Here is a 24,287-nt window from a genome sequence, read left to right on the forward strand (position 1 = left end):
CTCCTTGCTTCAAGCATTAGCGCAATTTAGAAATGCGGTCTGCTGTACTTAGAATGTCAGTGACGCGGACGCCGAAGTTTTCATCGATGACGACCACTTCTCCTACCGCAATCAATTTATTATTGATCAAAATGTCAACCGGCTCTCCCGCCAGCTTATCCAGTTCAATGATGGAACCGTGGGAAACACTCAGGATTTCTTTGACCATCCGTTTTGTACGCCCAAGTTCCACCGTCACTTGGAGCGGAATATCCAACAGCATGTTCAAATTATTCGGTTCAGATTGAACGGAGGCTGTTTCGTCAAAACTTGAAAACTGCACCGATTGGATAGTCAGTTCTTCGTTCGTCCGTCTTAGCTTGCTTGTCGACTGTGTTTGGTTGTTCGGTTCATATTGCATCTGCTGTGGCTCCTCTTCGTACGCTTCCTCTGCCTCGTTCGTTAAAATCCCCACTAATTGCTTCGCCAGCGGCACCGGGATGCAAAGATGGAAATCCGCTTGGTCTGTGGTGCCGATTTTCACTTGGAAGCCCGCTTCAACGAACCATTCTTCCTGGGTGAATTTTGACACCGGAAAATCTTTTTGCTTCTCCACAACGTCCATGCCGGACAATGAATAGGAAATTTCCTGTTCAAGCACCGCTTCCATGGACTGGGTCACTGAAGCAAACATCGCTGTGATCATTTCCTGGAGCATCTGAAACTGTTTTTCCATATCGACAGATTCAGTTTCTGCATCCATCGCTTTTGCCATCATGTGGACATCATTTTTATTGACTGAAAGAATTTGGATGCCTTTAGCGCTTCCCGTATATTCCCCAAGCACAACGAAGAAAGGAGCGGCAGTCGCCGATAGTAAATCGTCTTTTCGTTTAATGGAGATGGTAGGCGTGCTCACTTTCGCTTGTTCGTTGAACAGCGTGGAAAGCACTGTGGATGAACCGCCGAGTGAAACCGTCAGCAGTTCCGTTAAGGCTTCTTTTTCAACTTGCATTAATGTATTTGTGGACATCGGTTTTCCCTCCGCTCCTTGGCCAAGCAGGCCATTGATTTCATCTGGAGACAATTTCTCAGTTGTCATTCACTTCTTCTCCTTCTCCGTAAACCGCAGTGACTTGTACGGCTGTCCGGCCTTTTGAAACACCGGGCTGCGCAAAGAATTTCTGTTTTTCATCGACCATTACGACAACCGGATCGTCGTAAGCTTCGTCCAGCCGAATCACATCGCCGACTTTCAAGTTCAGGAAATCCCCGACTTCAATCATCGACTGCCCAAGAACAGCCCGGACTTCCATTTGGGTGTTCTGCACTTTCTTTTCAAGCGCAACTGCTTCATGGCTTTCGATTGCTTTTTTCTGATTGGCCAGCCAGTGGCGCGCTGATAATTTCGGCAAGACCTGTTCCAAGACGACATGCGGCAGGCAAATATTGAGCATGCCGTCGACATCGCCGATTTTCGCATGCAAGGAAACCAGAATTACGGTTTCATTTGGCGGGGAAGTGGTCAGAAATTGCGGATTCACTTCAATTTCCTTCAGTTCCGCATTTAATTTCACGACGGAAGACCAGGCTTCCTGGAAGCTGTTTAATGCATTGATGAAGACCCGTTCGATGACGCTCAATTCAATTTCAGTCAGATCACTCGGCTCCGGGGCAATATCGCCTTGGCCGCCAAGCATTCTGTCGAGCATGATATAAGTGACATCCGGAGAAAATTCCATCAGCATGCTGCCCTGGAGCGGCGCAGCTTTGAAAACGCCCAGCACCGATTTCTTCTGCACATTGCGGATGAATTCCTCATAAGAGAATTGTTCAACCGAAGTTACAGAAATCTGTACGTAGCTCCGCAATAAAGTCGATAAATACGAAGTCAAGAGCCGTGCATAGTTTTCGTGGATCCGCGTCAATGTCCGGATCTGGTCTTGCGAGAAGCGCAGCGCTTTTTTGAAATCGTAAGTCTGCACTTTCCGTTTTTTCATCTCCACTTTCGGCTGCGGCGCTTCTGCTTTAATGGTCGCAAGCAGCGCTTCAATGTTTTCATCCGTCAATAGATTTTCCACCGTTGTCCCTCCCTTCATTCATCCCAATTTGGATTTTGCAGACTTGGCAGAAGGTTGATCTTCTGATAGTAAGCCGTCACTTTGTCGATGACTTCATCCACGGATTCCAGCACATGGATTTTCTTGCCCGAAAGCATCGTCACCACGGTATCCGGAATCGTTTCGACCCGTTCGATGTAAATCGCATTCAGCGTAAACGGCGTCCGGTTCAATTTTGTCAATTTGATCATATCAGCAGCTGAGAAGGGGCATCCCCTCCCTCAGCCTGTCCCTCCCAAATTAGCGTTTCAAGTTAACGACTTCTTGAAGAATCTCGTCAGAAGTGGTGATGGTCCGTGAGTTTGCCTGGAATCCGCGCTGCGCCACGATCATTTCCGTAAACTCTTCCGTAAGGTCAACGTTTGACATTTCAAGCATGCCGGTGCCTAATTGTGTATTAGCATTTCCGACTGTCTGCACAGCAGTAGATCCGCCAGAAGCGTTTGTGATTTCATATAGCGAACCGCCGACTTTACTCAATCCTGAAGGATTTGGCGGATTAGAAATCCCGATGTTTGCGATCAAGGTTTCAGCGCCAGCTGCGGTTTTTGCATACACTTCACCTTGGCCGTTGATCGTGAATGAATCGTAAGTTTGCGGGTTGATAGTAATCGGCCCGTTCGTTCCGACTACTTGATAGCCTTGCGGGTTAACAAGTTGGCCCGTGCTGTTTAACACAAAGTTGCCGGCACGTGTCAAAAATCTGTTCGCTGCATTATCTGGATCTTGAACTACAAAATATCCATCTCCCATAATCGATAAATCCGTGCCAACACCCGTTGTCATGGAAGAGCCCGGTGTATGGATCGTATTGATCGCAGCCGTCATTGACCCCAACCCAACTTGCATCGGGTTCACGCCGCTGCCTGATAAGTTCTGGCTAAGCAAGTCCTGGAAGTTGATTGTGCTTTTCTTGTAGCCGATTGTGTTGACGTTAGCGATGTTGTTGCCGATCACGTCTAATTTTGTCTGGAAGCCTTTCATACCTGAAACACCTGAATACATTGAACGCAACATGTGATTTTCCCCTTTCGAGTACCGGCTGGATCAGACGGTCTCCTCTTCATTTTTTAGGTCCGTGGCTTGTTCGATGCGTTGGATGGAGCCGATTGGGAGTTTGGCGTCAAGATCTTGAAGTTCAAACACCACTTCGCCGTTTTTCATCGATACGGCTTTGATGATGCCTTCTCCTGATTTCACTTCTCCGTTTTCGGTTTGTTCATAAGAAACTTTCTTGCCGATCAGGTCGGCGTAATCGCTTAAGGACGAGTTTCCTTGCCCCCCGACGAATTTGGTCATTGTCGTGTTGAGGTTCGTCAATTGCTCGAGGCTGCTGAACTGCGCCATCTGGCCAATAAATTCGGTATCTTTCAACGGTTCCAGCGGGTTCTGGTTTTTCATCTGCGTGACCAGGATCCGCAGGAAGGCGTCTTTGCCAAGCGCATTGTTCGGTTCGCTTGCTTTTGTTGCCGCTGTTGTTTGGGTGCTGACTGAAGTTGAATTAGCTACATTCATGGAAACGCTCCTTTCTCCGGTTAGATTGTGTAGTCGACTTTCATCATTGAACCGTCCGGAGTAAAGCTGCGGCTTGCTGCGGCTACCACTTCCTCTTCAATTCGCTGATAACCGTTTTTGCCGTTCGGCGCTCCTTGCTTTTGCTGCTGGTTGAATCGCTGTTCCGGATGTGCCGTTTGCTGGCCGAATGATTGCTCTGAGCTTTGCTGCGTGATTTCAATGCGGTCGAGATTGACGCCTTGCTGAAGCATTGTATGGCGCAATTGGCTCAGCTGCATTTCAATCGCTTCTTTCGCCACTAAACTGCTCGTGAAAATCTGGGCGGCCACCTTGCCGTCAACAGTCGTCAGCCGGATATCCAAATGTCCGAGATGTTCCGGGAAAATGCTCACTTTGATCTGCGCGTTCTCACCAGTGCCGCTCAAACGCAGCGAACCGCGAAGAAGTCCGCTTAAATCTTCAACCACATTCGTCATGCGGACTGCCGGAGTCGCTTCAGCACGCGGTACGGGTTGAACGGCCTGGGCTTTCGAACTTTCTATTGGAGCTGCAGGGGCTTCTGGCTGCGGCGCCGCTTCCATTGCTACGCTCTCGACATCGAGCGCTTGGAGCATAGGGACCGTTTGAGCCGATCGCCCGGATTCAGCCAGCTGCGGCTTGGCTGTTTCTGCCACTGCTTCGCGCGCTTCAACTTCCAGATTTAATTGAGACAATTGTTTCATCACTTGCTCTATTTTTTCGGATTGCTGCGAAGCGGTCGCTTTCCCCGTCATCGCTTCTGCGTCTTCGAGTTCTTGTACCATTTGGGTCAACTGTTTCATTGCTTGTTCAAGTTGTTCAGGGTCTGCTGATAGATTTTCAGCTTCAACCCCCATAAATTCTCTAGGCATATCGAACTCTGTAATATCGTTATTCATCAGTTGCTGGAGTTTTTGTTGGATCTCCTGCAACAAAACCGATGTGGTTTGTTGGGCTCCTGCTGGTGCAGCGGAGACAACTTCTGGACTTGTCGGTTTTGCTTGGATCAAATTCTGTTCGTCCAGGTTGGTTTCAAGCTGTTTCACTTGAAGGGATAGAAGCTGCATGATGGCAGCCAGCATTTCTTGCTGCTCAGGAGACAAGTCCTCTGCGGGCAAATCCTGAAGAACCTTCAAGATTTCTTCCAGCTGCGCTTGGATTTCCGTCGTCAGTTCAGAGCCTGTTTCCGTTGTTTCGGCGGAAGCAGAAGCCAGAAGCTGAGAAAAAGTGCCAAGTTCTGCAGCCATTCCTTCGGTTTTCGTTTTAGAAGCTTTTGCGGTCTGGTTGACCGGTGGTTGAAAAGATACCTTCAAGGCGTCGATCGGATTCACCCTCTTTCAGCGATATTGGATTGGGATGTGCGGTAGAAACGCGTACTGGCCATTTCATCGAAGAAATTCTGCTCGATGATTTTATTTTGTTCATGGAACTGATCAGCTTTATGCTGTTTCAAATTGTCCCAAGTTTTTTCTTCTTGCGCTTTTTCCTGCAAATGATTCTGGGATCTGGACACATTATTCTGCAGCCGCTCCAGTTCACGGTTGGAAGAAAGCAATTGTTCTTGAAGCTGATGGATGTAATTGACGAGCATGCGAAGTTCGGAAATGTTGACGCCGTCTTCTTGCTTTTCTTTCTTCATATGCTCGGCTTCTGCAAGCTTTTGGTAAATGATTGCATTGCGTTCGTATCCTGCTTCTTGTTGTTTGATGGCATCGGCCATTTGGATTTGTGCAAACCCTTTTTCATTTCCTTTTAAATCAAGGATCTTTTGAAATCGAAAGTTGAATTGCGTCACGTTTTAACTCCTCCAAATTGTTCGGTTAACCGTTCAACACTTTCTTCCAGCTTGGCTTTTTCGTAGATATCCTGCTGCAGGAATTCACGGATCAGCGGATAGGAACGGATGGCATCATCTATTTCTTTATTGGCGCCGCTTTTGTAAGCGCCGATATTGATGAGGTCTTCAGAAGATTCATAGGCGGCAAGCAGGCGCTTGAATTCCACCGAAGCTTTGTTGTGTTCTTTTGTTGCCACTTCATGCATGACGCGGCTGACGCTCGACATGATATTGATCGCCGGGAACTGCCCTTTTTGTGCAATTTTCCGGTCGAGCACAATGTGGCCGTCGAGAATCCCGCGGACGGCATCGGCAATCGGTTCGTTCATGTCGTCGCCGTCAACGAGGACGGTATAGAAAGCGGTGATCGATCCTTTGCTTGAAGTTCCGGACCGTTCCAGCAGCTTCGGCAGCAGTGCAAATACTGAAGGCGTATAACCTTTGCTCGTTGGCGGCTCCCCTACGGCAAGGCCGACTTCGCGCTGCGCCATTGCAAAACGCGTGACCGAGTCCATCATCAGCATGACGTTTTTGCCTTGGTCCCGGAAATACTCTGCAATCGCCGTCGCAGTGAGCGCTCCTTTGATGCGCTGAAGCGGTGTCTGATCGGACGTCGCTGCGACGACAACGGATTTCTTCAAGCCTTCAGGGCCGAGGTCGCGTTCAATAAAATCCCGGACTTCGCGTCCCCGCTCGCCGATCAACGCAATGACGTTGATGTCCGCTTCGGTATTTCGTGCGATCATTCCGAGCAAGGTGCTTTTCCCGACGCCGCTTCCGGCAAATACGCCGATGCGCTGGCCTTGTCCGACTGTGAGCAAACCGTCAATGGCCCGGACACCGACTTCCAATGATTTTGTGATGCGCGGCCGCTTTAGCGGATTCGGCGGCATATTGTTCGTCGAGTATTTCGTCAATCCTGCCGGCAATGTGCTTTCATCGAGCGGTTTTCCCGTGCCGTCCAGGATTTTCCCGAGAATGGAAGGGCCCACTTTGATCTGCAGCGGAACTCCCGTTGCGACGACCAAACAGCCCGGGCCCACTTGTGAAAGGTCCTGAAGCGGCATCAATAAAATCTTATTCTCTTTAAAGCCGACCACTTCCGCTTCGATCGGCCGCTCGTAATGGTTTGGATAGAGAAGGCAAAGTTCACCGATTTTCGCATAGGGCCCTTTCGATTCAATCGTAAGTCCGATGACTTGAATCACTTTGCCGTGCTTTTTCACCGGTTCGATTTCTTCTAACAACTCCAGGTACTCATCTGTGCGTTGGTTCATGGTTTGTCTGCTCCTCACTGTAAGCGAGTAATTGGCGTTTGATTTCTTCGAGCTGCCCGCTGACTGTGACGTCATAAGAGCCGCTCGCTGTATGGATCATGCAGCCGCCTTTTGAAAGATTGGCGACCGGAATTAATTTTAATTCGGAATCTCCGCGAATATAGGTTTTAAGTTCGTCGAAGAAGGGTAATAGTACCGGGTAGTCTTCTAAAGCGACTTGCATCACGACATCTTCCGACTCTTCAAGATGCTTCAGTGCAAGCTGGACGATGTTCACCAATTGATCATCATGCTGTTTAAGTTCCTTTTTGAGAATTTTTTCAGCAATCCTGACACTCATTGATAACAGGAACGGTTCAGCCTGCTTAACGATTTTCGCTTTTTCTTCATAAGCTTGTTCGATCAATTCCTGCATATACAACCGTTTTTCCCGGTATTCTTCTTCGGCTTGAGCCATGCCGGCATCAAAGCCCGATTGAAAACCTTGCTCTGCCGCTTGTTCAGCTAACTGTTTCGCTTCGATTTCAGCTTGTTCGCGCTGCGAATCACGCCAGTTGGCCATTTCAAGCTGTGCTTGTTCCTGGTCAAGATGGAGTTGATTCCGCAAGTTTTCCTGCTGCACTTTCAGCGATTCAATTTCCTGCAATAAATTCTGTTTTTGTTGCACGGGGTCCAATTCTGGGACCTCTATTTGAAATGCCTTGTTTTCGATCTTTTTTGTTTGGATAATTTTCTTTTCCAGTTTGGAAGACGGATAGGATCGAATGATATTAGACAATCATTTCCTCCCCTTCTCCGCGGGCTACTGTAATTTCACCTTTTTCTTCTAAGCTGCGAACCAATGAAACAATGTTCGTTTGGGCATTTTCTACGTCTTTCAGCTTGATCGGGCCCATCGTGTCGATTTCTTCTTTGATGCTGTCTGCCCGGCGCGTCGAGATGTTGCGGTAGATGCCTTCTTTGACATCTTCGTTCGCCACTTTCAATGCATACACCAGATCGATATCCTGCACTTCGCGGATAATGCGCTGAATGGTGCGTGTATCGAGAAGCACAATGTCTTCAAAGACAAACATGCGTTTCTTGATTTCTTCGACCAATTCCGGAGATTCCATTTCGAGTTCGGTCAGAATCGCTTTTTCCGTCCCACGGTCCACTTTGCTCAATACTTTGACGATGGCTTCTACGCCGCCAGTCGACGTATAGTCTTGTGAACCCGTAGCTGAAAGCTTGCGTTCTAAAATCTGCTCCACTTGGTGGATCACTTCCGGAGAAGTGCTTTCCATCATCGCAATTCGTTTTGCCACTTCTGCTTGCTTAGCAGGCGGCAATTGCGAAAGAATTTGCGAAGCCTGTTTCGGATCCAAGTAAGATAGGACCAATGCGATTGTCTGTGCATGTTCATGCTGCAAAACCGTCAAGATCTGATTCGGATCTGCTTTTCTGGCGAAGCTGAACGGCTTCACTTCCAAACGGCTCGTCAAACGGCCGATGGTCTCCAACGCTTTATCTTTCCCCAGCGCTTTTTCCAGAATATCCCTCGCGTAATCCAATCCGCCTTCATTCATGAAATCCTGTCCTAGAATCATCCCGTAAAATTCATTGAGCACTTGTTCCGTCTGGCTGTTTTTCAACTGCCGCACATTTGAAATTTCCAACGTCAATTGGTCGATTTCCGCCTCCGTCAACTGTTTGAATATCTCAACAGATACTTCCGGCCCTAATCCCACCAGTAAAACGGCTACTTTCTGGACGCCGCTTAATCCTTTTGTCCGTTTAGACATGCGCCATTCTCCTATTCATCTGCCATCCATGAGCGCAGCAATTTCGCGAAATCTTCCGGGCGTTCTTTAGCCAGCTTCTCAATTGTCTTACGCTTCGGATTTGATTTTGAGCCCAGTTCCGACAAATCGATCTCTTCGATTTCGTTGATGCCGCCACCGTCGTCTAGACTCATCGGCTGTTCGAACATATCGAAATCAAGATCCACATCCTCATAGTCATCCACTTTTCTTCTGCGTTTCACTAACACGACGATCAAGACGATGATCAATAATCCCATCGCTCCGGCTATTCCTAACAGAACGCCATCCGGGATTTTGCTCCACCAGGAAGTGACCACCGGTGTTTCGACAATCGGTTCCGGCTTTCCTTGGAATTCTGTAGCAAATACGGAAATGCGGTCATCCAGATCCTCTTCGCTGACTTCCGTGCCGTTCATGCTAAGCGCTGTCGCTACTGTGTTTTTCAATAAATTGCTGATGTCATCGATGTTTTCCTGGGTTAAACTTGCTACGTTCTGTGGATTGGGAGGTTCAACTCCCACATTCACGGTCAAATCATCAATCACATAAGGGCTTGCTTCGATCTGCCGGTTGATGCGATTGACTTCCCGGTTGATGCGCTCCTCTGTTTTTTCAGATTCGCTCGTATTGCCTTCCCCCGCTGCCGGGTAGTTGGCAATTTCTGTGTCCCCGGTCCCCGTAGTGGCTTCGACCGCCGCACCTTCGCTTGAATACGATTCAACAATTCGTTCGACGCTTAAATCGATGCCTTCACCGGTTTCGGTATTGACCGGCTCCACCAAATTTTCTTCGCGCTTTTCTTTTGTAAAATCGACACTCGCCATAACTGATACAACCACTTTATCCTGCCCTAGCGTCATTCCAAGCATTTGCTGCAATTCACGCTGAATGTCTTTTTCAATATCTTTTTTAATTTCTCTTTGCTGCTGATAGACCGATAACGTGGTATTGATCTCGCCTTCTTCGACGGCCTCAAAAACTTGCCCGTTCTGGTTCATGATGACTACTTCTTCTGCCGGCAAGCTCGGTACACTTTTGCTGATCAAATGGTACAGCCCGTTGACTTGTCTCTGGTCTAATTGGAAGCCCGGATCTCCTTGAATGACAACCGAGGCGGTAGCCACCTGCTCATCTTCCGTAATCCAGATATTTTCTTTTGGCAGTGTAATCATGACATTGGCTTCCGTTACACCATCAATTTGCTTAATCAAATTCGCCAGCTCATTCTGCATGGCATCGCGTTCGACCACGTCAAAATGGCGGTCCGTCATTCCCAACCCCATATTTTCACTAAAAATACTGTAGTTGACGTTTCCGCTCTCTGGAATGCCGTCCGCCGCTAAACTTACTTTTAAGTTAGCGACTTGTTCTGCCGGAACGCTGATCGTTTTGCTGTCCGCCGAAACTTCGACGGGAATTCCCTGGCCTTCAATGGCGGCTTTGATTTCGCCTGCTTCTGAAGCCGACAGGTCCGAATACAGCACCGCGTAGTCGGTCTTGGAATTCATGAACACAAAAACGGAAATCAGCACAATTGTTGCAAAAAACGATCCTGCCACCGTCCACTTGATCGTCGGAGATAAATTGCCCCAGGATTCCTGGGCCTTGTTTTTATAACCGGTTAGTTTTTCTTTCATGAATCATACATCCCTCTTCTTTGCGCTAAGAATCATAATTGCATTCTCATCACTTCTTGGTAGGCTTCCACTACTTTGTTGCGAACCTGTACCGTCAGTTGCAAAGAAAGACTGGCTTTCTGGGCAGCGACCATGACTTGCGAAACATCCTCCACTTCGCCGGTTACGAGCTGCTGCGTCAATTTGTCGGATGTGTTTTGAAGCTTATTCACTTCTTCTAGTTGCTTTTTAAAAATTTCGCTAAAGCCTTCTGTTTTGTTTTCAGTTTGGGGTTTTGCGATTGATTGGTTTTGAATAATTGGGGTTTGGATCTGACTTATTTTTTCCATCATAGCCTCCATAACGATGTAATTATATAAGTTGAACTGAATAGCAATATTAAACGGATATTCCGCCAAACAGCTATGCTTTCCGCGGGCTCGCGCTAAGCTAACTCGGGCTGGAAGCCCGAGTGGATCTCCGCACTTCGCTAGTCCCGCAGGAGTCTCCGCTGTTTTGCTCCATATCAGAGTGTCTTTTAGCGCCGGCGCGTCCCCGGGCTGAGCGGAGCAATAAGACGAGTGTCCTTTTCGGCTTATTGCGTGAGCTAAGGAGCGCCAAGAACTTTTGGCGCCTCCTTTGCGACGAGCTTGCGCAGGAGCATTATCTTTGCACCGCCCAGAGCGACCGAAGCGATGTATAAAAGCTGATTCTTCAATTCAATTTATAAAGGGTTTATTTACCGATTTCCAATGCTTTCATGAACATGCTTTTTGAAGCATTCATGGCCGTAACATTCGCTTCATACGAGCGGGTCGCAGACATCAAGTCGACCATTTCTTTGATCGGGTCAACGTTCGGTGATTGGACATAGCCATTTTCATCCGCATCTGCATTGGTAGGATCGTAAGTCTGAACAAAAGGGGTTTGATCTTCTTCAATTTTGGAAACGGTGACGCCGGAGACTTGGGAGTTCCCCTTGCTCATTGCCGATTGAAGTTGTTGTTGAAAAGGCGAGATGCCGCTTTGGGACAATTGAACTGATTTGCGGCGGTAAGGAACCCATTCCCCGTTCACCAATTCCGCTCTCGTCGTATTTGCGTTTGCAATATTCGAAGACACGACATCCATCCGCAAACGGTTTGCCGTTAAACCTGAAGCACTAATGTTCAATCCGTTAAACAAGCTCATTTTACTTACCTACCTCCGTTAATAACAGTGCTTAAAGTGCTAAGTTTTCCACTGATTCGCTCTGTCAGTGCATTATAGTGTAGTTGGTTTTTCGCTAATTCCGCCATTTCATAGTCCATATCGACGTTATTGCCGTTTGGATTAAAAGCAGTGCCATTATTTTCCTTTATAATGGGCTGCATGCCGGCTAATCCAAACGGCTGGTTATTCATTCGGTTGCCCATCATTTTTTGGTTGGCTGCAGCGTTATTCAAAGCCGCTTGAAAATCTACTTGTTTGCTTTTGTAATTCGGGGTATCGACATTGGCGATATTCGCTGCATGAACTTTTTGTTTTAAAGCTGATACAGACAAGGCTTGTTCGAGTGATTGAAACGATTGAGGAAAAATATTCATCGTTCGGCTCCTTTTCTATTTATTAATTTTCATATAAAAATCCACCTCTAAGAAAAGGTGGATTTATAAAAAACCTACCATCTTTCGGCAACCCGGCTACCTTGTATCGAGGATATTTAGGCCCGTGGCTTTGCGTCCTTTTCTTTCGAGAAAGTTTGCCATTGTCGACATGATACGACTATTTTACTTTTTTGTCTCGATAATTAGTACCATTTTCAAAAAATTGTACCAAATTATAGTATCATGTTTTTTTATTTTTGTATATTTTTCACTCAAAATTTTTTTCGTACTATTTTTTCCATATTTGTGTATGTTTTTGCCCTATTTTTGTGGTATGCTAACGCGGTAATATTCTATCATTTATTTGCGAAAGGAAGAATCGCTTATGTTCCGTGGTTTGTATACAGCCACCTCAGGGATGCTTGCCCATAATCGGCAGCAGCAAATCCTGACAAATAATTTAGCGAACGCCAATACTCCGGGTTTTAAACAGGATCAAACCGTTTTACGTGCATTTCCGGAACAGTTGATCCAAGCGATGGAAGCCGGAAAAGTTTCAGCGAATGGCGTAAAAAGCCCATCCGTCCTGACTCCGATCGGCCAGATGAATACAGGCGTATATGCTCAAGAAGGAATCCCTTCTTTTGTCCAAGGCGCTTTAAAAGATACAGGCAACAGTACGGACTTTTCGCTCATGGATGAATTGCTTCCCTTGAATCCCGAAACCCAACAAAGAGGATCACTCGTTTTTGCGGTTCAAAGCGATAACGGACAAGTCCGCTATACGAAAAACGGCCAGTTTTCCGTTGGTACGGATGGGTTCTTGAAAACTGCAGACGGCAATAACGTCCTTGGTCAAAACATGCAGCCGATTCCCGTCGGCTCGACAGATTTTACCGTAGCCGACAATGGCCAGATTACTTTGGCAAATGGAGACGCGACCAGCAGCTTATGGATTGGCTACACAGAAAATCCGAAGCAATTCGTGAAAGAAGGCCATGATTTATTCCGCTGGGAAGGGGCTCCGAATGCCGCTCCGCAGAATGTGGAAGCTGTCGCTTTGCTGAATAATTCCGGATCGTTCGTCAAGCAAGGGTTTATCGAGCAGTCGAATGTTGACCTTACCCAGACGATGACCGAGATGATGGCCACCTACCGCGGCTTCGAAACAAATCAAAAAGTGCTGCAGGCTTATGACCGCAGCATGGAAAAAGCAGTCAATGAAATTGGCCGCGTTTAATCTGGAGGTCCTTAACCGATGAACATTCAAATGAATTCCGCTGCTACTTCCATGCGCGAACTTCAGAAAAAAGTCGACGTGATCGCGAATAATATTTCCAACGTCAACACGAACGGCTACAAACGCCAAGAAGCGAATTTCTCGGATACGCTTGTCCAGTCGATTAATCGGCAAGCAGGCGCTGACAATGAAATCGGCCGGGTAACGCCGAACGGTTTGCGTGTCGGCTCTGGCGTCCGCGTGACGCAAACGAGCCTGCGCAATGAGCAAGGATCGATCCAGCAAACGGACCGCCCGCTCGATTTCAGCATCCAAGGCGATTCCGCTTTTTTCCGAGTGGCTTCTGAAGGCAAAACGTTCTACACGAAAGACGGCTCTTTCCAAGTTCAGCCAGTATTGAACTCCAACCAAGTGAACTTGGTGACGTCAAACGGCGACGCCGTACTCGACAGCAACAACAACCCGATCTCCTTCGATAACGATTTTGCATCGATCAAAGCGGATCAAAACGGTACGTTGCAAATAACCTATAAAGACGCTGGCAAACAGCCGACGCAAATCCAATTGAGCATCGCAGACATCAACCGCCCGAACCTGCTGGAGAAAGTCGGCGGCAACCGCTACCAGCTGCCGGGCACAGAAGCGGAGCAGCTAGCGAATGGCACGTTGCAAATTGTTGACCTTCGCCAACAGAACAATAAAAACTTCCGCATCAACCAAGGCTCGCTTGAAACGTCGAACGTGGATTTGACGGAAGAGATGACTGAACTCATTGCCACACAGCGCTTGATTCAGTCGCAAGGCAAAGCAATTTCGTTTGCTGATGACATGATGGGGCTTGTGAATACGATTCGGGGATAAATTTTGAAGCAACTGTTTCCAGCAGCTGCTTCTTTTTTTATGGGAAGTCGGGGTGATTTCGTGAGTGTTGGGGGTGATTTCGAACGGGATTGGGGTGATTTCAGCTCGCCCAGGGGTGATTTCGGAGCACCAACAGGTGATTTCGCTGAAAACCCAACTCTGAATGCCATAAAAAACTTAACGAAAAAATTACAAAACAAAAAAGCTGGATCCCAGAACGGGATCCAGCTTTTTTTATTATCTCAAGAAATCCATCAATGTCGGCTGAATGATTTTAGCGGAAGAGGCAAGGCTTGCCTGGTAGACGCTTTCCTCGCTCTTCAAGCGGATCATCGCTTCTGCATAGTCGACATCTTCAATGCTCGAAAGCATTTTTTTCAGCTGCAAGTTGTTGTCGAGCATGCGATTTTCAAATGCTTCCACTCGGTTTGCGCGGGCTCCGATTTCGGATTGGACGCTCAATAACTGATTGAACCCTGCATCGAACTCATCCAGCTTTACTTCTTGGCCGTTGCTGATGCTGTCTGCCCAATCCTTCACCGATTGGATCAGCTGATTATCAGGACCAAACAACGCTTCTTTTGATACACTGCCTTTGATTGTGATGCCGCTGCTGATGGTGAATTCTCTCTCGCCACCTGCAGCTGCCGCGAATAAATCCTGGCCGTTCACTTTCGCTTTGGAAAATTCTTCAAGCTGGTTCGCCAGCTCTTTGATTTCCGCCGCAATCGTGGCCCGGTCTTCCGGCGCCAATGTGCCGTTGTTGCCATTAACCGTCAATTCACGTACACGCTGCATCACGTCGGTCATTTTGCCGATTGTTTGGTCGGTTTCATCCAGCCACAAGTTGGTTTCGTTTATATTTTTTTCATATTGGCCGTTTGCGGCAAGCGAGCTTTTCAGGCTCATTGCCTGGCTGACGCCATTCGGGTTGTCCGATGGACGCTCAAGCATTTTGCCGGATGCCACTTGGCTATTCGTTTTTTCGAAGCGGCTCAAATTCTGGTTCATGTTGCGGACCGAATTTTGATGCAGCATTTGTTGCGTGACTCTCATCACAATCTACCTCCGTTGCTGAAAACGTTAATTCGCCATGCGGTTAATGATGGTGTCGAGCATTTCATCCGTCGTTGTGATAAAGCGGGCAGCTGCACTGTATGCGTGCTGGAACATGATCAAGTTCGCCATTTCCTCGTCGATGGAAACGCCAACGATCGATTGGCGGCGGTTGTCGGTTGCGAGCAGTGCCGACTCGTGGTTCGCTACCGTGTTCATCGCGGTCTGGCTTTGTGCGCCGAGCTTGCTGACGAGGGCACGGAAATCTTTTTGAGCTTCTCCCAAATTAGCTGTTGGGGTAATGGACAAATCTGCATTCTTATTCAACGCAAGTCCGGAAATAAAATCAGCGGCTGCAGAGGATGCAAATAAATCCCCATTCCCTTCTGCAAATTTCTTCACGGTGCTGTTCAGGTCTGTTTGGTATTCTTTCACCGTCTCCAACGATTTCTGAATCCCCGCTAACTTCCCGCCAGGCACATCTGCTCCCGCTTTCAGCGTCAATCCGCCGTCCGCGTCTGTATCAAAGACATCCGGCAGCTCAACTTCCGCGGTCCCGTCTTTCAGATCCTTCACCGTCACCGGCACAATCTCCGAAAGCTTGCCGATCAATACATCCCGCTTGTCCTGCAAGTCGTTCGACAAGCTGCCGTTCTTTTTGATGCTGTCGTTCAATTCGCCGATCTGCTTCATCAAGCTGCCCGCTTCTTCTAAAGCCGCGGTTTGCTGGGATTCAAGATCCGCCGTAATGTTCCCGATCGATTTATTCATCGCCTGCGCCGTTTCAACAAACGCTTCCGCACGTTCTTTCAAGACGGCTTGAGCCGATGCGTCGCTCGGGTTGTTCTGTACATTCTGCCAAGCGGCATTCAGCTCATCCATCGCGGCGTTCAGGCCGGTCGTGCTCGGTTCGTTGATGGCGACTTCTAGGCGGCCAAGTGTTTCTTGCCGCACGGTCCATTCGCCAAGCGTTGATGATTGATCGCGGTATTGCGCATCCAGAAAGCGGTCTCTTACACGGATGATCGAGTCAACTTGAGCTCCGGTTCCAAGCTGGCTGGTTTGGCCATTTGTCCAGATATCCAATGACGGCGTCGAGCTGGAGTTCACTTTTTGGCGTGAATAGCCTTCTGTGTTGGCGTTGGCGATATTGTGGCCCGTTGTGGTGATATTCGTTTGGGCGACATTTAAGCCGCGCTTTCCTAGCTCTAGTCCATGAAATGTTGAAACCATGTAATTCCCTGCTTTCTGGCACGTTTACGCTTTTGTATCGAAAAAGCCGCGGTTGCCGGTTTGTGATGTTGGTTGGCCCATTGGCGATTGGTAATTGAAGTTTTGCTGTTTCGTTTTCGTGACTTGATCGATCATGTGCTGCACAAAGCTCATGGAATCAATCAATAATCGTTCGTTGATTTTATTCTTCGCTTGCAGTTCGCCTAGCAACTCCTGCAACGTGCCGATCTGTGTCTGCAATCGCTTTTTCATGATTTCGTCGGGAAGCTGTGCCACGAACTCGCTGAACGTCAGGTCCGGATGTTCTTGCCGGAGTTCTGCCGCCAGTTGTTCCCGCTCATTTTCAGCCTGGTTCAGCTGTTTCACGAGCTTCGCTTCCTCTTTTACCAATCCATTCAGCTCATCGACTTTGCGCTCGATCAAAACAACCCGTTTCTGTTCCGCAAAGTCCAGGAGCTGCTTCTGGATGCCGATCAATTCTTCCAGCGTCGCGGATAATGTGGTAAGCATTCGACACCCTCCTCTTTAAAGCAGCGTTCTATTTGTCATACCAGAAATCAAAGACGCTTTCGGCCACTTTTGAACTATTGACCTCGTATTCGCCTGATTGGATCTGGAGTTTCAACGCATTGATTTTTTCTTGTCTGTCCATGTCTACTCCTGCATTCTTCTCAAACATTTCTTTCGCCCGGTTTGAGATCTGCACTTCGTCTTCCTTCTGGATCGGCTTAGACCGCTCCACCGGCGAGACCTGCATTTGTTTTTGATAAGATTGAATAAAGGAAGAACCAGTTGTTTTATCGATATTCATTCCTTCACCGCCCTGTTCGTTTATTTGTCCTGCTTGACCTGCCAGTACTTCCCGGCCCGTTGCTGCGGCTTGCGGATTTCATCTGCAAGTTGGTCCCGCTTCAAGGTCCGATTGACTTCCTCCGAAAACTGGTCGTAGCAGGAGTCACACAGCACTTGCCTTTTAATCACTGTACCACAATGCGCACACGGGTAACCCAAGTTCGGGAAATCCTCCCCGTAAATGCGCCCTTCGCGAATAAAATCGGCAATGCGCTTTTCAGAGACCTCCGTTGCTTCGCTCAGCTCTTCGAGTGTCGCCTCGCGGTTCGCTTCGTCTTTTATAAAGGCATCGACTTTCTTGAAATCCGCCTCGATTTCCTTATAGCAATCCAAGCAGAAATCCGTGTAGGATTTCAAATAAAGCCGGCCGCATAGTACACAATTTTCCAATTGGTTTGAGTGCACATCCATCACCTGGTGCTTTCTATTATTTATATCGGCATCACTGCCAAAATGTTTAGTCCAAATTTAATTTTATTGCAATTTAAATTCAGTCACAAGCACGCGCTCCACTTTGCCTTCGGTGATGGTTTCGCTCAACTTCGTTTTCAATTGCTCTTCCAGCATCGCGATGCCTTCTTTGCCGACCAATTCTTCTTTCGTGAATCCGGCTACAGTTGAAATGATCGCTGCCCGCACTTCAGCTGTACGCTTTTCCGTCGCTTCTTTCGCTTTCTTGCTGTTCAGCTGGATATTGAACTGGACTACCGCATAGTTCTCGCCAGTCGCAAGGTTCGTTGTGATGATGTCCGTATCGATGCTCATTTCCGCCAGTTCTTCAGCCGATAGCTTTTTCTCGCTCTCTGCTTCAGCAGCCGGGCTCTTCAAATAATACATCGCACCTCCGCCAAGGACCACGACCGCAATCAATAAAATAACCAACACTTTCATCTTCCCCATGGTGCACCTCTATCTCGTTAAATTTCTTCGCCGTACGGAGAAATCAATACTTCCACGCGGCGGTTCTCTGCCCGGCCTTCCGGCGTATCGTTCGATGTGATCGGCCGGTATTCGCCGTAGCCCGTCGCACTGAATGTCCGCGGATCGAGCTTGTCGTTTTCCAGCAGAACTTTCATGAAATTGATAGCGCGTTCCGAACTGAGCTCCCAGTTGGACGGATAATCGTCCGTTTGAACCGGCACGTTGTCGGTATGGCCTTCAATATAAATATTCCGCGGCAAATCGGTGATCAACAGTTCGGCGATTTCAGCCGCCATTTTCTCAGCGGTTTCAGTAATTTCAGCGCTTCCGGAAGGATATAAGACGCCTTCTTTGATCGTTAAAAGCAGGCCTTTCCCGGTCAATTCCGTTTCTAACCGGTTCGACAGCCCTTTTTCTTTGATATACGCTTCAATCTTTTCGCGCACTTCTCCGAGTTCTTTGAAATCCTGTTCCAACGAAATTTCTTCTGCCGTTTTCGGCGATTCGTCGTCTCCCGGTTCATCTTCCCCGAGATCCGCCAGTTTCGACGTCGCATCCGGCGTTTCCACCGGCGCCTGGTTTTCCAGGATGCCCGTGCCGCCTTGCAATTCTTTATTGAATGACTGCGAGATTTCCTGGAACTTCTGCGAGTTCACTTCACTCGCAGCGAACAGCACGATGAACAGCGCGAGGAGCAGCGTCAAAATATCGGCGTAGGGGATCAACCACGACTCATCGACATGATCTTCATGCTTTTTCTTACGCTTCAACCTGGCCACCCACTTTTTCCGGTTCTTTCAACACGCGGTCTTTCGCCGGCAAGTACGTCAATAATTTCTCTTCTACGGTGCGGACCGGTAAGCCTTCCTGCACGGCAAGCAAGCCTTCCAGCATGATCATTTTCATCTTCGCTTCCTGTTCGGATTTGCGTTTCAGCTTATTCGCAAATGGATGCCATAAGACGTAGCCTGTGAAAATCCCGAACAGCGTCGCAATAAATGCCGCTGAAATCGATTTCCCAAGAAGGGCGATATCATCCAAGTGGCCTAGCGCCGAAACCAGTCCGATAACCGCTCCCAACACCCCGAGTGTCGGTGCATATGTTCCGGCTTGCGAGAAAATCTTCGCGCCCACTTCATGGCGTTCTTCCATTGCCGCAATTTCCTCTTCCATCAGGCTTCGGATGTATTCCTGCGGCTGGCCGTCAACGACCATTTTCAAGCCGCGCTGCAAAAACGGATCTTCCACTTCTTCTGCGCGCTCTTCCAGAGCGAGCAAGCCTTCTTTTCGCGCAAGCAATGCCCATTCCGTGAATGTCGGAATCATTTCTTTGATCGGAATGATTTTCGGGCCGCCGAACAGTACTTTGAACAGTCCTGGCACGTTTTTCAATTCTTCCATCGGGAACGCGACCATCACCGCGGCAATCGTTCCGCCGAAGATGATGACCAGCGCTGCCGGATTATATAAAGCGACCGGGTCTGATCCTTTGAGGATCATCCCGCCGACCAATACGACCAACCCAAGTATTACGCCTATCCATGATGTTTTATCCACACCAAAAACCTCATTTCACTCTTTCAGGATCTGTTTTCTAACTCGCTCCGGCGCTTTGGGGATGCCTCCCGCAATAAGCCAGGCCGCTTCGCTTACCCGTCTTATTGCTTCGGTTACCCCGTGGACGCGCCGTCGCTTTTTGAGTTGTTCTATTTTTTCTATTTCCACATGAACTTTAGCCGTTCTTCACAAGCCCCATGACTTGTTTCCATGTGTCGCGAAGCTCCACCATCAAGCCTTCGACTTCTTCTAAAATCGCCAAATCGTTTTTCGTATTCGCTTCAATTAGGCGCGTGTACATGTATTCATATAATTGTTCCATATTCTTCGATATCTCAGCGTCCGGATCCAAGGTTACGCGCAGTTCCTGCGTGATGTTCTGCGCTTTGATGATGTTCGTGTTTTTTTCCTGAAAATTGTTCTCCGCCATCGCCTTTTTTGCGAGCTTCATGAACTTCAAACTGCCGTTGTAAAGCATCAGGGTCAATTCCTGCGGAGATGCCGTCATCACCGAGTTTTGCTGATACGCCTGATAAGGATTAATCGTTGCCATCGTATTTCCCCCTCTTACTTCCGTATATCTAAAAACGTCCCGTCCGCTGGCGTGCTTTGGTAAGCGCCGCGGTATTTCTTCGACATCTGTTTCGTTTGGTTGATGCGGTTCATCTGGTTTGTGAATGCTTGGTGCAGGCTGTTCATGAGCGGATTCAACTCGCGCTCCGCTTCCTGTAAGCTCTTCACCATTTCTTTGCCTTCAACGGACCAATTGAATTCCGCTCCGTTTTTTGAAACTTCCATGCGGTCAATCACTTCTTGCCGCCTGTCGAATAAAATCTGGACTTCCACCAAGTCTTCCGTCTGGTTATCTTCCATTTTCGAACCGATCGTTTTCGCTTTTGCGAGGATCGCTTCCGTCAATTCCAGAAGCTCCTGCAAATTTTCATACTGGTTATCCATTTACATCAATCCTAAACTTTGTGAAATCCAAGCGCTTTGTGAATTCGCTTGGCTGATCGCTTTTTCCATCGCCGTGAACTGCTTCCAGTAGCGGTCTTCGATTTTCTCTAAGCGCGTCTGCCAGCGGCTGATCTCTTCGTCCATTTGCTTGATATACTTCGTAATTTGGCTGTTGTCCACCAGGCTTGTCGGGCTGCCCGCTTTATCGCTCAGTTTTTTCACGACGTTGTTCAAGCTTTCGTAAACGCGTCCGCCGACACCGACATTCGTACCATTCACGGTATTTGTGAATAATGCCATTACTTGGTCCGGCTTATCCGTTAATACTTTTTTCAATTTATCTTCATCGATGAAAAGCTTGCCGCCTTCAGACCAAGTACCTGTACTAATACCGATTTGCGAAAGCATATTGATTCCGCCTGTAGGCATTCCAGCGACCGGGTTGGTAAAGGACTGCCGCAGTTCCTGAATGGCACTTCTCAAAATCGGATCATTCCGAAGCAAGCCGCTGCGCGCTTTCTCTTCCCATAACTCGATTTCGTTGTCCGTCATCCCTTTTTTCTGTTCTGCAGAAAGCGGCTGAAAATCCGGATAGCGTTTTTCGACTAGCTGCTTCTCGATTTCTTTGATGGTTTCATTGTACTTATCAATGAAGCCTTTGATTTTATCAAAGGTTTTCGTTGGATCTGCTTGGACGGTGATTGTCGTTTCACCTGTCTGTGTAAAATTCAGAGTAAGACCGTTAATTGTTGTCTTATTGGATGTCAGATTTTCAACTTTTATCCCGTCAAATTCAATCGAAGCGTTCGTTGCAGCTTTCATGAATGAATCAGGAGCTGCATCAGCTGTATTAAAGCTGCTGGCGTCCCCATTCATCACTTGCCTCGCCAGTTCCGGCGTACTAAAGTCCATTGTGAAATTCTGGTTCGCTCCCATCCCTTTCGTAGAGATGAAGAAGCTTGAAGTTGTATTATCAAAACTCATTCGAAGTTCTGGAATCTTTCCAGCCGTTTCATCCTGAACTTTTTTCGCTATTTGTTCGTACGTGTCGGTTGCTTCAATGTCTATAGGAATATCAATTGCGCCCGTTCCATTTCCTTTTATGGTGATACTTCCAGCAACACCGATAGCATCTGTCGATTTTGCTGCAACAGCTGTGTTTGTGAAACTTTTAATCGGCGCTGCTGAATTAATCTTTGCACCAGCAGCAAGGCTAACTACATCCACCTTATAAGAGCCGCTGACAGACATCGCAGTAGTTTCCGGAGTCACACTTTTACCTGAAACTGTCGAGCTATATGAATTGAATGAACCTTGAAAGCGCATATCACTCGCTACCGTCCGCAAATTCGATAGCGATAAGTTTACATCACGGTAAGCATCTTTCTGCCATTCCGTAAACGTTTTTTGCTGCGTTAATTTATCCTGCGGCAATTTTTGTGCTGCCATCATTTCTTTTACTAAGGAATCTGTGTCGATTCCCGATGCTAATCCGCCAATACGCATGAGGCTCACTCCTTACAATTTTTCATCTACTAGCAATCCTGCGAATTCGGCCATCGAGGCATACATATCGAGGAATTTCTTATTCGGGATTTCTTTGATCACTTCGTCGGTGATCGTATCGATGACTTGAATATAATACTCGCCCAGTTCGTCATGAAATTGGAATTTAACCGATGTGTTCGTCGGCTCAAGGAAGTCATTCATGCCTTCCACTTTCTCGATGAGCTTTTCTTTTGTAACGTTCGCCGTTTTTTCGGCTTCAAATTCCACTGTTTTTTCTTTTGAATGAACAGCGGGTACAACTGCTGCTTCAGGCGTCTTCACCGGAATATAAACTACAGGCGGCTGCTTCACTTCCATGGTCAACTCTCCCTTACCGTTCAATTAGCGGTTTGGTCGAGTCCCAAATACGAGCTCGAACCGTCACCTATCTATAGTAGTTATCGGCAAACGAAATCATTTTTTAACGGATTTCCGCAAAAAAATAAAACCGATTCACGGAGGAACCGGCCTTATCTCATGCTAAGTTATTAAATTGCTTGCTGACGCCTTGCGTCCAGTGGTTGTTGAGTCCAGTTGGATCGTTTGCTGCACCGACTGGAGCGTATTTTGCGCCAATGGCTGCGATGGTGTCTTTTCCTTGATTTAAGTAATTCTTACGTAAGTTGCGCGCCATGTCGAAGATACTGTCTTCGATCGAGTCGTAGCTGCGAAGGCCGTTCTTACCCATCATGCCGGCAACATTATTTTTCTGGTTGACAGCGTTCGAAGATCCGTTGCCGGTTTCATGAATCGCAATTGCCGAAAGAAGGTTTGGATTGATGTCGTATTTCTTCCCGGCATTAATGAAATGGTTCGCCGCACCGCTGAGTTTTCCATCAAGTGTATTCTCGAGCTTGATGAACTGCACAGGTTTGAAACCAAAGTCGCTCGTATCCTGCGGGCTTGTCGGGACGGCTCGTGTGTCGATTGCTTGTGATGCCGGAGCGGTTTCTGTCTCGAGTGGTTTGATCGTTACCTGAATCGGCGTGAACGAGCCCGTTGTTTGAGACAGCAATTTCGTCGGCATTTGCATCGTCTGCTCTGAAGCCGGCTGCATATTCTGCATCGCTGCATTCAAGATCATCATGAATAGCGAATTATCGTTCGGCATGCCGCCCATCGGCGCTGCCGCATTTGTTTGATTTATCGAAGGCGCTGCTTGCGCCATAGAAGCCATAGTCATGTAATAAAACCAATTTGAAGAAACTGGACCGGTCATTTCGAGGGTTCCCACCTTTTGCTTAAATGAATGCAGGTTTATTGTATCAGATATGGAAGGAAAAAAGAATAGGATAATTGTGGCAATAATAAAAAATTGTCAGGAGAAATTAAACTTGTCCAGATTTTACTTAGTGAAAGATAACCTCTTATACTAGAAAAAACGGAGTGTTTTAGGAGGCGGCGGAAATGCACGATTTACTTTGTGGAAAGTTACTTGGTGACGGTTGCCTTACAAAGCAAGGAACAAGAAAACCGAGATTCCAGTTTACTCATTGTAAAAATGATAAAGGCTGGATCGAGTATTGCTATGAACAGCTTTCAGACTCTCTTCCATTAAACCTTCCTAAATACAGAAAAATCATAGATACAAGAATGACGGCAGGATTCACAGAAAGTTATATTGTCCAATCCCGTACTTCAGATGAACTTAGTAAGTTATACGAAATTTGGTACCCTCACGGAAAAAAAGTGCTGCCTTTCTCTTATATTGAGAAACATTTCAATGAAAAAACATTTGCTTGGTGGTATCAAGATGACGGCCATTTAAAACAAAAGAATGGCATTGTGAAAAAAGTTATCTTTTCAACTGATAGCTTTACATCTTTAGAGAACCAATTTCTCATCGACTTTCTTCAAAAGAAGTATCATCTTAGCTTTTCAATCGATGCTCAAAACCGGCTTATCTTGTATGACCAATTTCAAATTCTCTATTTCTTAAAGTTAGTCGGTCCTTATATACACGAATCTATGAACAGAAAAAGGCAAAATTTAAATGGATCTAAAGAAATTGCAGAACGCTCCACAATCTACTTGCCTACCGATTTCGTTGTTAAAAATCCTACTGATGAAATAAACAATCAGTATAAAAAATTGCCCTTGTTAATGGCGCTTTCTGAAAATCATACCGAATTTTTCAAAGAGAATATTTCGGTCCAAAATGAAACAATTATTACTAAGTCCTATCAGATAAAAATTAAAGAAGATTATAAAGATTTTCTAGTAAGATTAAAGTGTAAGACCGGATTAACTATTAGCCAAATAACCGCATATTGCTTCCGTTTATAAATTCAAAAGATATTATACTCCCT

At 47.1% G+C, this 24,287-nt stretch carries 30 protein-coding genes and 1 riboswitch; of the genes, 3 read left to right on the plus strand and 27 right to left on the minus strand.

Going from position 1 to position 24,287, the window contains the following annotated elements; genetic code table 11:
* Nucleotides 1-16: 16 nt before the first annotated feature.
* The 14 genes from fliY to flgB all read right to left on the minus strand — a co-directional run bounded on the left by fliY (nucleotide 17) and on the right by flgB (nucleotide 11,753).
* Nucleotides 17-1,081 (minus strand): flagellar motor switch phosphatase FliY, encoded by a 1,065-nt coding sequence (gene fliY / locus MTR82_RS14505; RefSeq protein WP_246809604.1) that lies wholly within the window; start codon nucleotides 1,079-1,081, stop codon nucleotides 17-19.
* Nucleotides 1,071-2,060 (minus strand): flagellar motor switch protein FliM, encoded by a 990-nt coding sequence (fliM, locus tag MTR82_RS14510; protein WP_052653867.1) that lies wholly within the window; start codon nucleotides 2,058-2,060, stop codon nucleotides 1,071-1,073. The genes fliY and fliM overlap by 11 nt, the downstream gene beginning before the upstream one ends.
* Before the next feature lie 14 nt (nucleotides 2,061-2,074).
* Entirely contained in the window at nucleotides 2,075-2,290 is a 216-nt protein-coding gene (locus MTR82_RS14515; RefSeq protein WP_052653870.1) for a flagellar FlbD family protein, read from the minus strand.
* 49 nt (nucleotides 2,291-2,339) lie between these two features.
* On the minus strand, nucleotides 2,340-3,116 hold the full coding sequence (locus MTR82_RS14520) for a flagellar hook-basal body complex protein (protein WP_246809605.1): 777 nt from the start codon (nucleotides 3,114-3,116) through the stop codon (nucleotides 2,340-2,342).
* Between the two features lie 30 nt (nucleotides 3,117-3,146).
* On the minus strand, nucleotides 3,147-3,614 hold the full coding sequence (flgD, locus tag MTR82_RS14525) for a flagellar hook assembly protein FlgD (protein ID WP_246809606.1): 468 nt from the start codon (nucleotides 3,612-3,614) through the stop codon (nucleotides 3,147-3,149).
* Nucleotides 3,615-3,634: 20 nt separating this feature from the next.
* Nucleotides 3,635-4,963: a flagellar hook-length control protein FliK gene (locus MTR82_RS17170; protein ID WP_246809607.1), complete on the minus strand. Its 1,329-nt coding sequence runs from the start codon at nucleotides 4,961-4,963 to the stop codon at nucleotides 3,635-3,637.
* On the minus strand, nucleotides 4,960-5,427 hold the full coding sequence (gene fliJ, locus MTR82_RS14535) for a flagellar export protein FliJ (protein WP_052653882.1): 468 nt from the start codon (nucleotides 5,425-5,427) through the stop codon (nucleotides 4,960-4,962). Before fliJ ends, MTR82_RS17170 begins: the two co-directional genes overlap by 4 nt.
* Nucleotides 5,424-6,746 (minus strand): flagellar protein export ATPase FliI, encoded by a 1,323-nt coding sequence (fliI, locus tag MTR82_RS14540; protein WP_052653885.1) that lies wholly within the window; start codon nucleotides 6,744-6,746, stop codon nucleotides 5,424-5,426. The genes fliJ and fliI overlap by 4 nt, the downstream gene beginning before the upstream one ends.
* The gene (locus MTR82_RS14545; protein ID WP_052653888.1) at nucleotides 6,727-7,524 is read right to left on the minus strand and encodes a FliH/SctL family protein; all 798 of its coding nucleotides are present in this window, start codon (nucleotides 7,522-7,524) and stop codon (nucleotides 6,727-6,729) included. The genes fliI and MTR82_RS14545 overlap by 20 nt, the downstream gene beginning before the upstream one ends.
* Entirely contained in the window at nucleotides 7,517-8,530 is a 1,014-nt protein-coding gene (fliG, locus tag MTR82_RS14550; protein ID WP_052653891.1) for a flagellar motor switch protein FliG, read from the minus strand. The genes MTR82_RS14545 and fliG overlap by 8 nt, the downstream gene beginning before the upstream one ends.
* Before the next feature lie 11 nt (nucleotides 8,531-8,541).
* A complete protein-coding gene (fliF, locus tag MTR82_RS14555) occupies nucleotides 8,542-10,188 on the minus strand; it encodes a flagellar basal-body MS-ring/collar protein FliF (RefSeq protein WP_246809608.1) in 1,647 nt (548 codons plus the stop codon).
* A gap of 32 nt (nucleotides 10,189-10,220) precedes the next feature.
* On the minus strand, nucleotides 10,221-10,517 hold the full coding sequence (gene fliE, locus MTR82_RS14560; RefSeq protein WP_052653897.1) for a flagellar hook-basal body complex protein FliE: 297 nt from the start codon (nucleotides 10,515-10,517) through the stop codon (nucleotides 10,221-10,223).
* Between the two features lie 385 nt (nucleotides 10,518-10,902).
* On the minus strand, nucleotides 10,903-11,358 hold the full coding sequence (gene flgC / locus MTR82_RS14565) for a flagellar basal body rod protein FlgC (protein WP_246809609.1): 456 nt from the start codon (nucleotides 11,356-11,358) through the stop codon (nucleotides 10,903-10,905).
* 5 nt (nucleotides 11,359-11,363) lie between these two features.
* The gene (gene flgB / locus MTR82_RS14570; RefSeq protein WP_246809610.1) at nucleotides 11,364-11,753 is read right to left on the minus strand and encodes a flagellar basal body rod protein FlgB; all 390 of its coding nucleotides are present in this window, start codon (nucleotides 11,751-11,753) and stop codon (nucleotides 11,364-11,366) included.
* Nucleotides 11,754-11,836: 83 nt separating this feature from the next.
* Nucleotides 11,837-11,923: riboswitch (cyclic di-GMP riboswitch) on the minus strand.
* 215 nt (nucleotides 11,924-12,138) lie between these two features.
* On the opposite strand from flgB, the gene MTR82_RS14575 reads away from it, so the two are divergent.
* Entirely contained in the window at nucleotides 12,139-12,993 is an 855-nt protein-coding gene (locus MTR82_RS14575; protein WP_246809611.1) for a flagellar hook-basal body protein, read from the plus strand.
* Nucleotides 12,994-13,011: 18 nt separating this feature from the next.
* A complete protein-coding gene (locus MTR82_RS14580; RefSeq protein WP_246809612.1) occupies nucleotides 13,012-13,854 on the plus strand; it encodes a flagellar hook-basal body protein in 843 nt (280 codons plus the stop codon).
* Between the two features lie 237 nt (nucleotides 13,855-14,091).
* Here the strand turns inward: MTR82_RS14580 and flgL are convergent, their stop codons facing one another.
* The 13 genes from flgL to MTR82_RS14645 all read right to left on the minus strand — a co-directional run bounded on the left by flgL (nucleotide 14,092) and on the right by MTR82_RS14645 (nucleotide 23,197).
* Nucleotides 14,092-14,910, minus strand: a complete 819-nt coding sequence (flgL, locus tag MTR82_RS14585) for a flagellar hook-associated protein FlgL (protein WP_246809613.1) — start codon at nucleotides 14,908-14,910, stop codon at nucleotides 14,092-14,094.
* Between the two features lie 27 nt (nucleotides 14,911-14,937).
* Nucleotides 14,938-16,143, minus strand: coding sequence for a flagellar hook-associated protein FlgK (flgK, locus tag MTR82_RS14590; protein WP_246809614.1), 1,206 nt, complete (start codon nucleotides 16,141-16,143; stop codon nucleotides 14,938-14,940).
* A 24-nt stretch (nucleotides 16,144-16,167) separates the two neighbouring features.
* A complete protein-coding gene (locus MTR82_RS14595) occupies nucleotides 16,168-16,653 on the minus strand; it encodes a flagellar protein FlgN (protein WP_246809615.1) in 486 nt (161 codons plus the stop codon).
* Nucleotides 16,654-16,681: 28 nt separating this feature from the next.
* Nucleotides 16,682-16,954 (minus strand): flagellar biosynthesis anti-sigma factor FlgM, encoded by a 273-nt coding sequence (gene flgM / locus MTR82_RS14600; protein WP_246809616.1) that lies wholly within the window; start codon nucleotides 16,952-16,954, stop codon nucleotides 16,682-16,684.
* A gap of 20 nt (nucleotides 16,955-16,974) precedes the next feature.
* Nucleotides 16,975-17,406: a TIGR03826 family flagellar region protein gene (locus MTR82_RS14605; RefSeq protein ID WP_246809617.1), complete on the minus strand. Its 432-nt coding sequence runs from the start codon at nucleotides 17,404-17,406 to the stop codon at nucleotides 16,975-16,977.
* A gap of 63 nt (nucleotides 17,407-17,469) precedes the next feature.
* Entirely contained in the window at nucleotides 17,470-17,895 is a 426-nt protein-coding gene (locus tag MTR82_RS14610) for a flagellar basal body-associated FliL family protein (RefSeq protein ID WP_246809618.1), read from the minus strand.
* A gap of 17 nt (nucleotides 17,896-17,912) precedes the next feature.
* The gene (gene motB / locus MTR82_RS14615; RefSeq protein ID WP_246809619.1) at nucleotides 17,913-18,686 is read right to left on the minus strand and encodes a flagellar motor protein MotB; all 774 of its coding nucleotides are present in this window, start codon (nucleotides 18,684-18,686) and stop codon (nucleotides 17,913-17,915) included.
* On the minus strand, nucleotides 18,676-19,473 hold the full coding sequence (gene motA / locus MTR82_RS14620) for a flagellar motor stator protein MotA (RefSeq protein ID WP_052653936.1): 798 nt from the start codon (nucleotides 19,471-19,473) through the stop codon (nucleotides 18,676-18,678). Before motA ends, motB begins: the two co-directional genes overlap by 11 nt.
* Nucleotides 19,474-19,648: 175 nt before the next feature.
* Entirely contained in the window at nucleotides 19,649-20,026 is a 378-nt protein-coding gene (fliS, locus tag MTR82_RS14625; RefSeq protein ID WP_246809620.1) for a flagellar export chaperone FliS, read from the minus strand.
* A gap of 14 nt (nucleotides 20,027-20,040) precedes the next feature.
* The gene (gene fliT / locus MTR82_RS14630; protein WP_246809621.1) at nucleotides 20,041-20,430 is read right to left on the minus strand and encodes a flagellar protein FliT; all 390 of its coding nucleotides are present in this window, start codon (nucleotides 20,428-20,430) and stop codon (nucleotides 20,041-20,043) included.
* Nucleotides 20,431-21,936, minus strand: a complete 1,506-nt coding sequence (gene fliD, locus MTR82_RS14635) for a flagellar filament capping protein FliD (protein WP_246809622.1) — start codon at nucleotides 21,934-21,936, stop codon at nucleotides 20,431-20,433.
* A gap of 12 nt (nucleotides 21,937-21,948) precedes the next feature.
* A complete protein-coding gene (gene flaG, locus MTR82_RS14640; protein ID WP_246809623.1) occupies nucleotides 21,949-22,296 on the minus strand; it encodes a flagellar protein FlaG in 348 nt (115 codons plus the stop codon).
* 157 nt (nucleotides 22,297-22,453) lie between these two features.
* A complete protein-coding gene (locus MTR82_RS14645; protein WP_246809624.1) occupies nucleotides 22,454-23,197 on the minus strand; it encodes a glucosaminidase domain-containing protein in 744 nt (247 codons plus the stop codon).
* 188 nt (nucleotides 23,198-23,385) lie between these two features.
* On the opposite strand from MTR82_RS14645, the gene MTR82_RS14650 reads away from it, so the two are divergent.
* Entirely contained in the window at nucleotides 23,386-24,264 is an 879-nt protein-coding gene (locus MTR82_RS14650) for an endonuclease (RefSeq protein WP_246809625.1), read from the plus strand.
* Nucleotides 24,265-24,287: the final 23 nt, after the last annotated feature.

It is taken from the genome of Planococcus ruber (assembly GCF_022819085.1).
GTDB classification, from domain to species: domain Bacteria; phylum Bacillota; class Bacilli; order Bacillales_A; family Planococcaceae; genus Planococcus; species Planococcus ruber.

Excerpts from the sequence above, each read along its gene's own strand:
- fliY (WP_246809604.1), bottom strand. The coding sequence starts at position 1,081 with ATGACAACTGAGAAATTGTCTCCAGATGAAATCAATGGCCTGCTTGGC.
- MTR82_RS14515 (WP_052653870.1), bottom strand. The coding sequence starts at position 2,290 with ATGATCAAATTGACAAAATTGAACCGGACGCCGTTTACGCTGAATGCG.
- MTR82_RS14520 (WP_246809605.1), bottom strand. The coding sequence starts at position 3,116 with ATGTTGCGTTCAATGTATTCAGGTGTTTCAGGTATGAAAGGCTTCCAG.
- flgD (WP_246809606.1), bottom strand. The coding sequence starts at position 3,614 with ATGAATGTAGCTAATTCAACTTCAGTCAGCACCCAAACAACAGCGGCA.
- fliI (WP_052653885.1), bottom strand. The coding sequence starts at position 6,746 with ATGAACCAACGCACAGATGAGTACCTGGAGTTGTTAGAAGAAATCGAA.
- fliG (WP_052653891.1), bottom strand. The coding sequence starts at position 8,530 with ATGTCTAAACGGACAAAAGGATTAAGCGGCGTCCAGAAAGTAGCCGTT.
- fliF (WP_246809608.1), bottom strand. The coding sequence starts at position 10,188 with ATGAAAGAAAAACTAACCGGTTATAAAAACAAGGCCCAGGAATCCTGG.
- fliE (WP_052653897.1), bottom strand. The coding sequence starts at position 10,517 with ATGGAAAAAATAAGTCAGATCCAAACCCCAATTATTCAAAACCAATCA.
- flgC (WP_246809609.1), bottom strand. The coding sequence starts at position 11,358 with ATGAGCTTGTTTAACGGATTGAACATTAGTGCTTCAGGTTTAACGGCA.
- flgB (WP_246809610.1), bottom strand. The coding sequence starts at position 11,753 with ATGAATATTTTTCCTCAATCGTTTCAATCACTCGAACAAGCCTTGTCT.
- MTR82_RS14575 (WP_246809611.1), top strand. The coding sequence starts at position 12,139 with ATGTTCCGTGGTTTGTATACAGCCACCTCAGGGATGCTTGCCCATAAT.
- MTR82_RS14580 (WP_246809612.1), top strand. The coding sequence starts at position 13,012 with ATGAACATTCAAATGAATTCCGCTGCTACTTCCATGCGCGAACTTCAG.
- flgL (WP_246809613.1), bottom strand. The coding sequence starts at position 14,910 with ATGAGAGTCACGCAACAAATGCTGCATCAAAATTCGGTCCGCAACATG.
- flgK (WP_246809614.1), bottom strand. The coding sequence starts at position 16,143 with ATGGTTTCAACATTTCATGGACTAGAGCTAGGAAAGCGCGGCTTAAAT.
- MTR82_RS14595 (WP_246809615.1), bottom strand. The coding sequence starts at position 16,653 with ATGCTTACCACATTATCCGCGACGCTGGAAGAATTGATCGGCATCCAG.
- flgM (WP_246809616.1), bottom strand. The coding sequence starts at position 16,954 with ATGAATATCGATAAAACAACTGGTTCTTCCTTTATTCAATCTTATCAA.
- MTR82_RS14605 (WP_246809617.1), bottom strand. The coding sequence starts at position 17,406 with ATGGATGTGCACTCAAACCAATTGGAAAATTGTGTACTATGCGGCCGG.
- MTR82_RS14610 (WP_246809618.1), bottom strand. The coding sequence starts at position 17,895 with ATGGGGAAGATGAAAGTGTTGGTTATTTTATTGATTGCGGTCGTGGTC.
- fliS (WP_246809620.1), bottom strand. The coding sequence starts at position 20,026 with ATGGCAACGATTAATCCTTATCAGGCGTATCAGCAAAACTCGGTGATG.
- fliT (WP_246809621.1), bottom strand. The coding sequence starts at position 20,430 with ATGGATAACCAGTATGAAAATTTGCAGGAGCTTCTGGAATTGACGGAA.
- fliD (WP_246809622.1), bottom strand. The coding sequence starts at position 21,936 with ATGCGTATTGGCGGATTAGCATCGGGAATCGACACAGATTCCTTAGTA.
- flaG (WP_246809623.1), bottom strand. The coding sequence starts at position 22,296 with ATGGAAGTGAAGCAGCCGCCTGTAGTTTATATTCCGGTGAAGACGCCT.
- MTR82_RS14645 (WP_246809624.1), bottom strand. The coding sequence starts at position 23,197 with ATGACCGGTCCAGTTTCTTCAAATTGGTTTTATTACATGACTATGGCT.
- MTR82_RS14650 (WP_246809625.1), top strand. The coding sequence starts at position 23,386 with ATGCACGATTTACTTTGTGGAAAGTTACTTGGTGACGGTTGCCTTACA.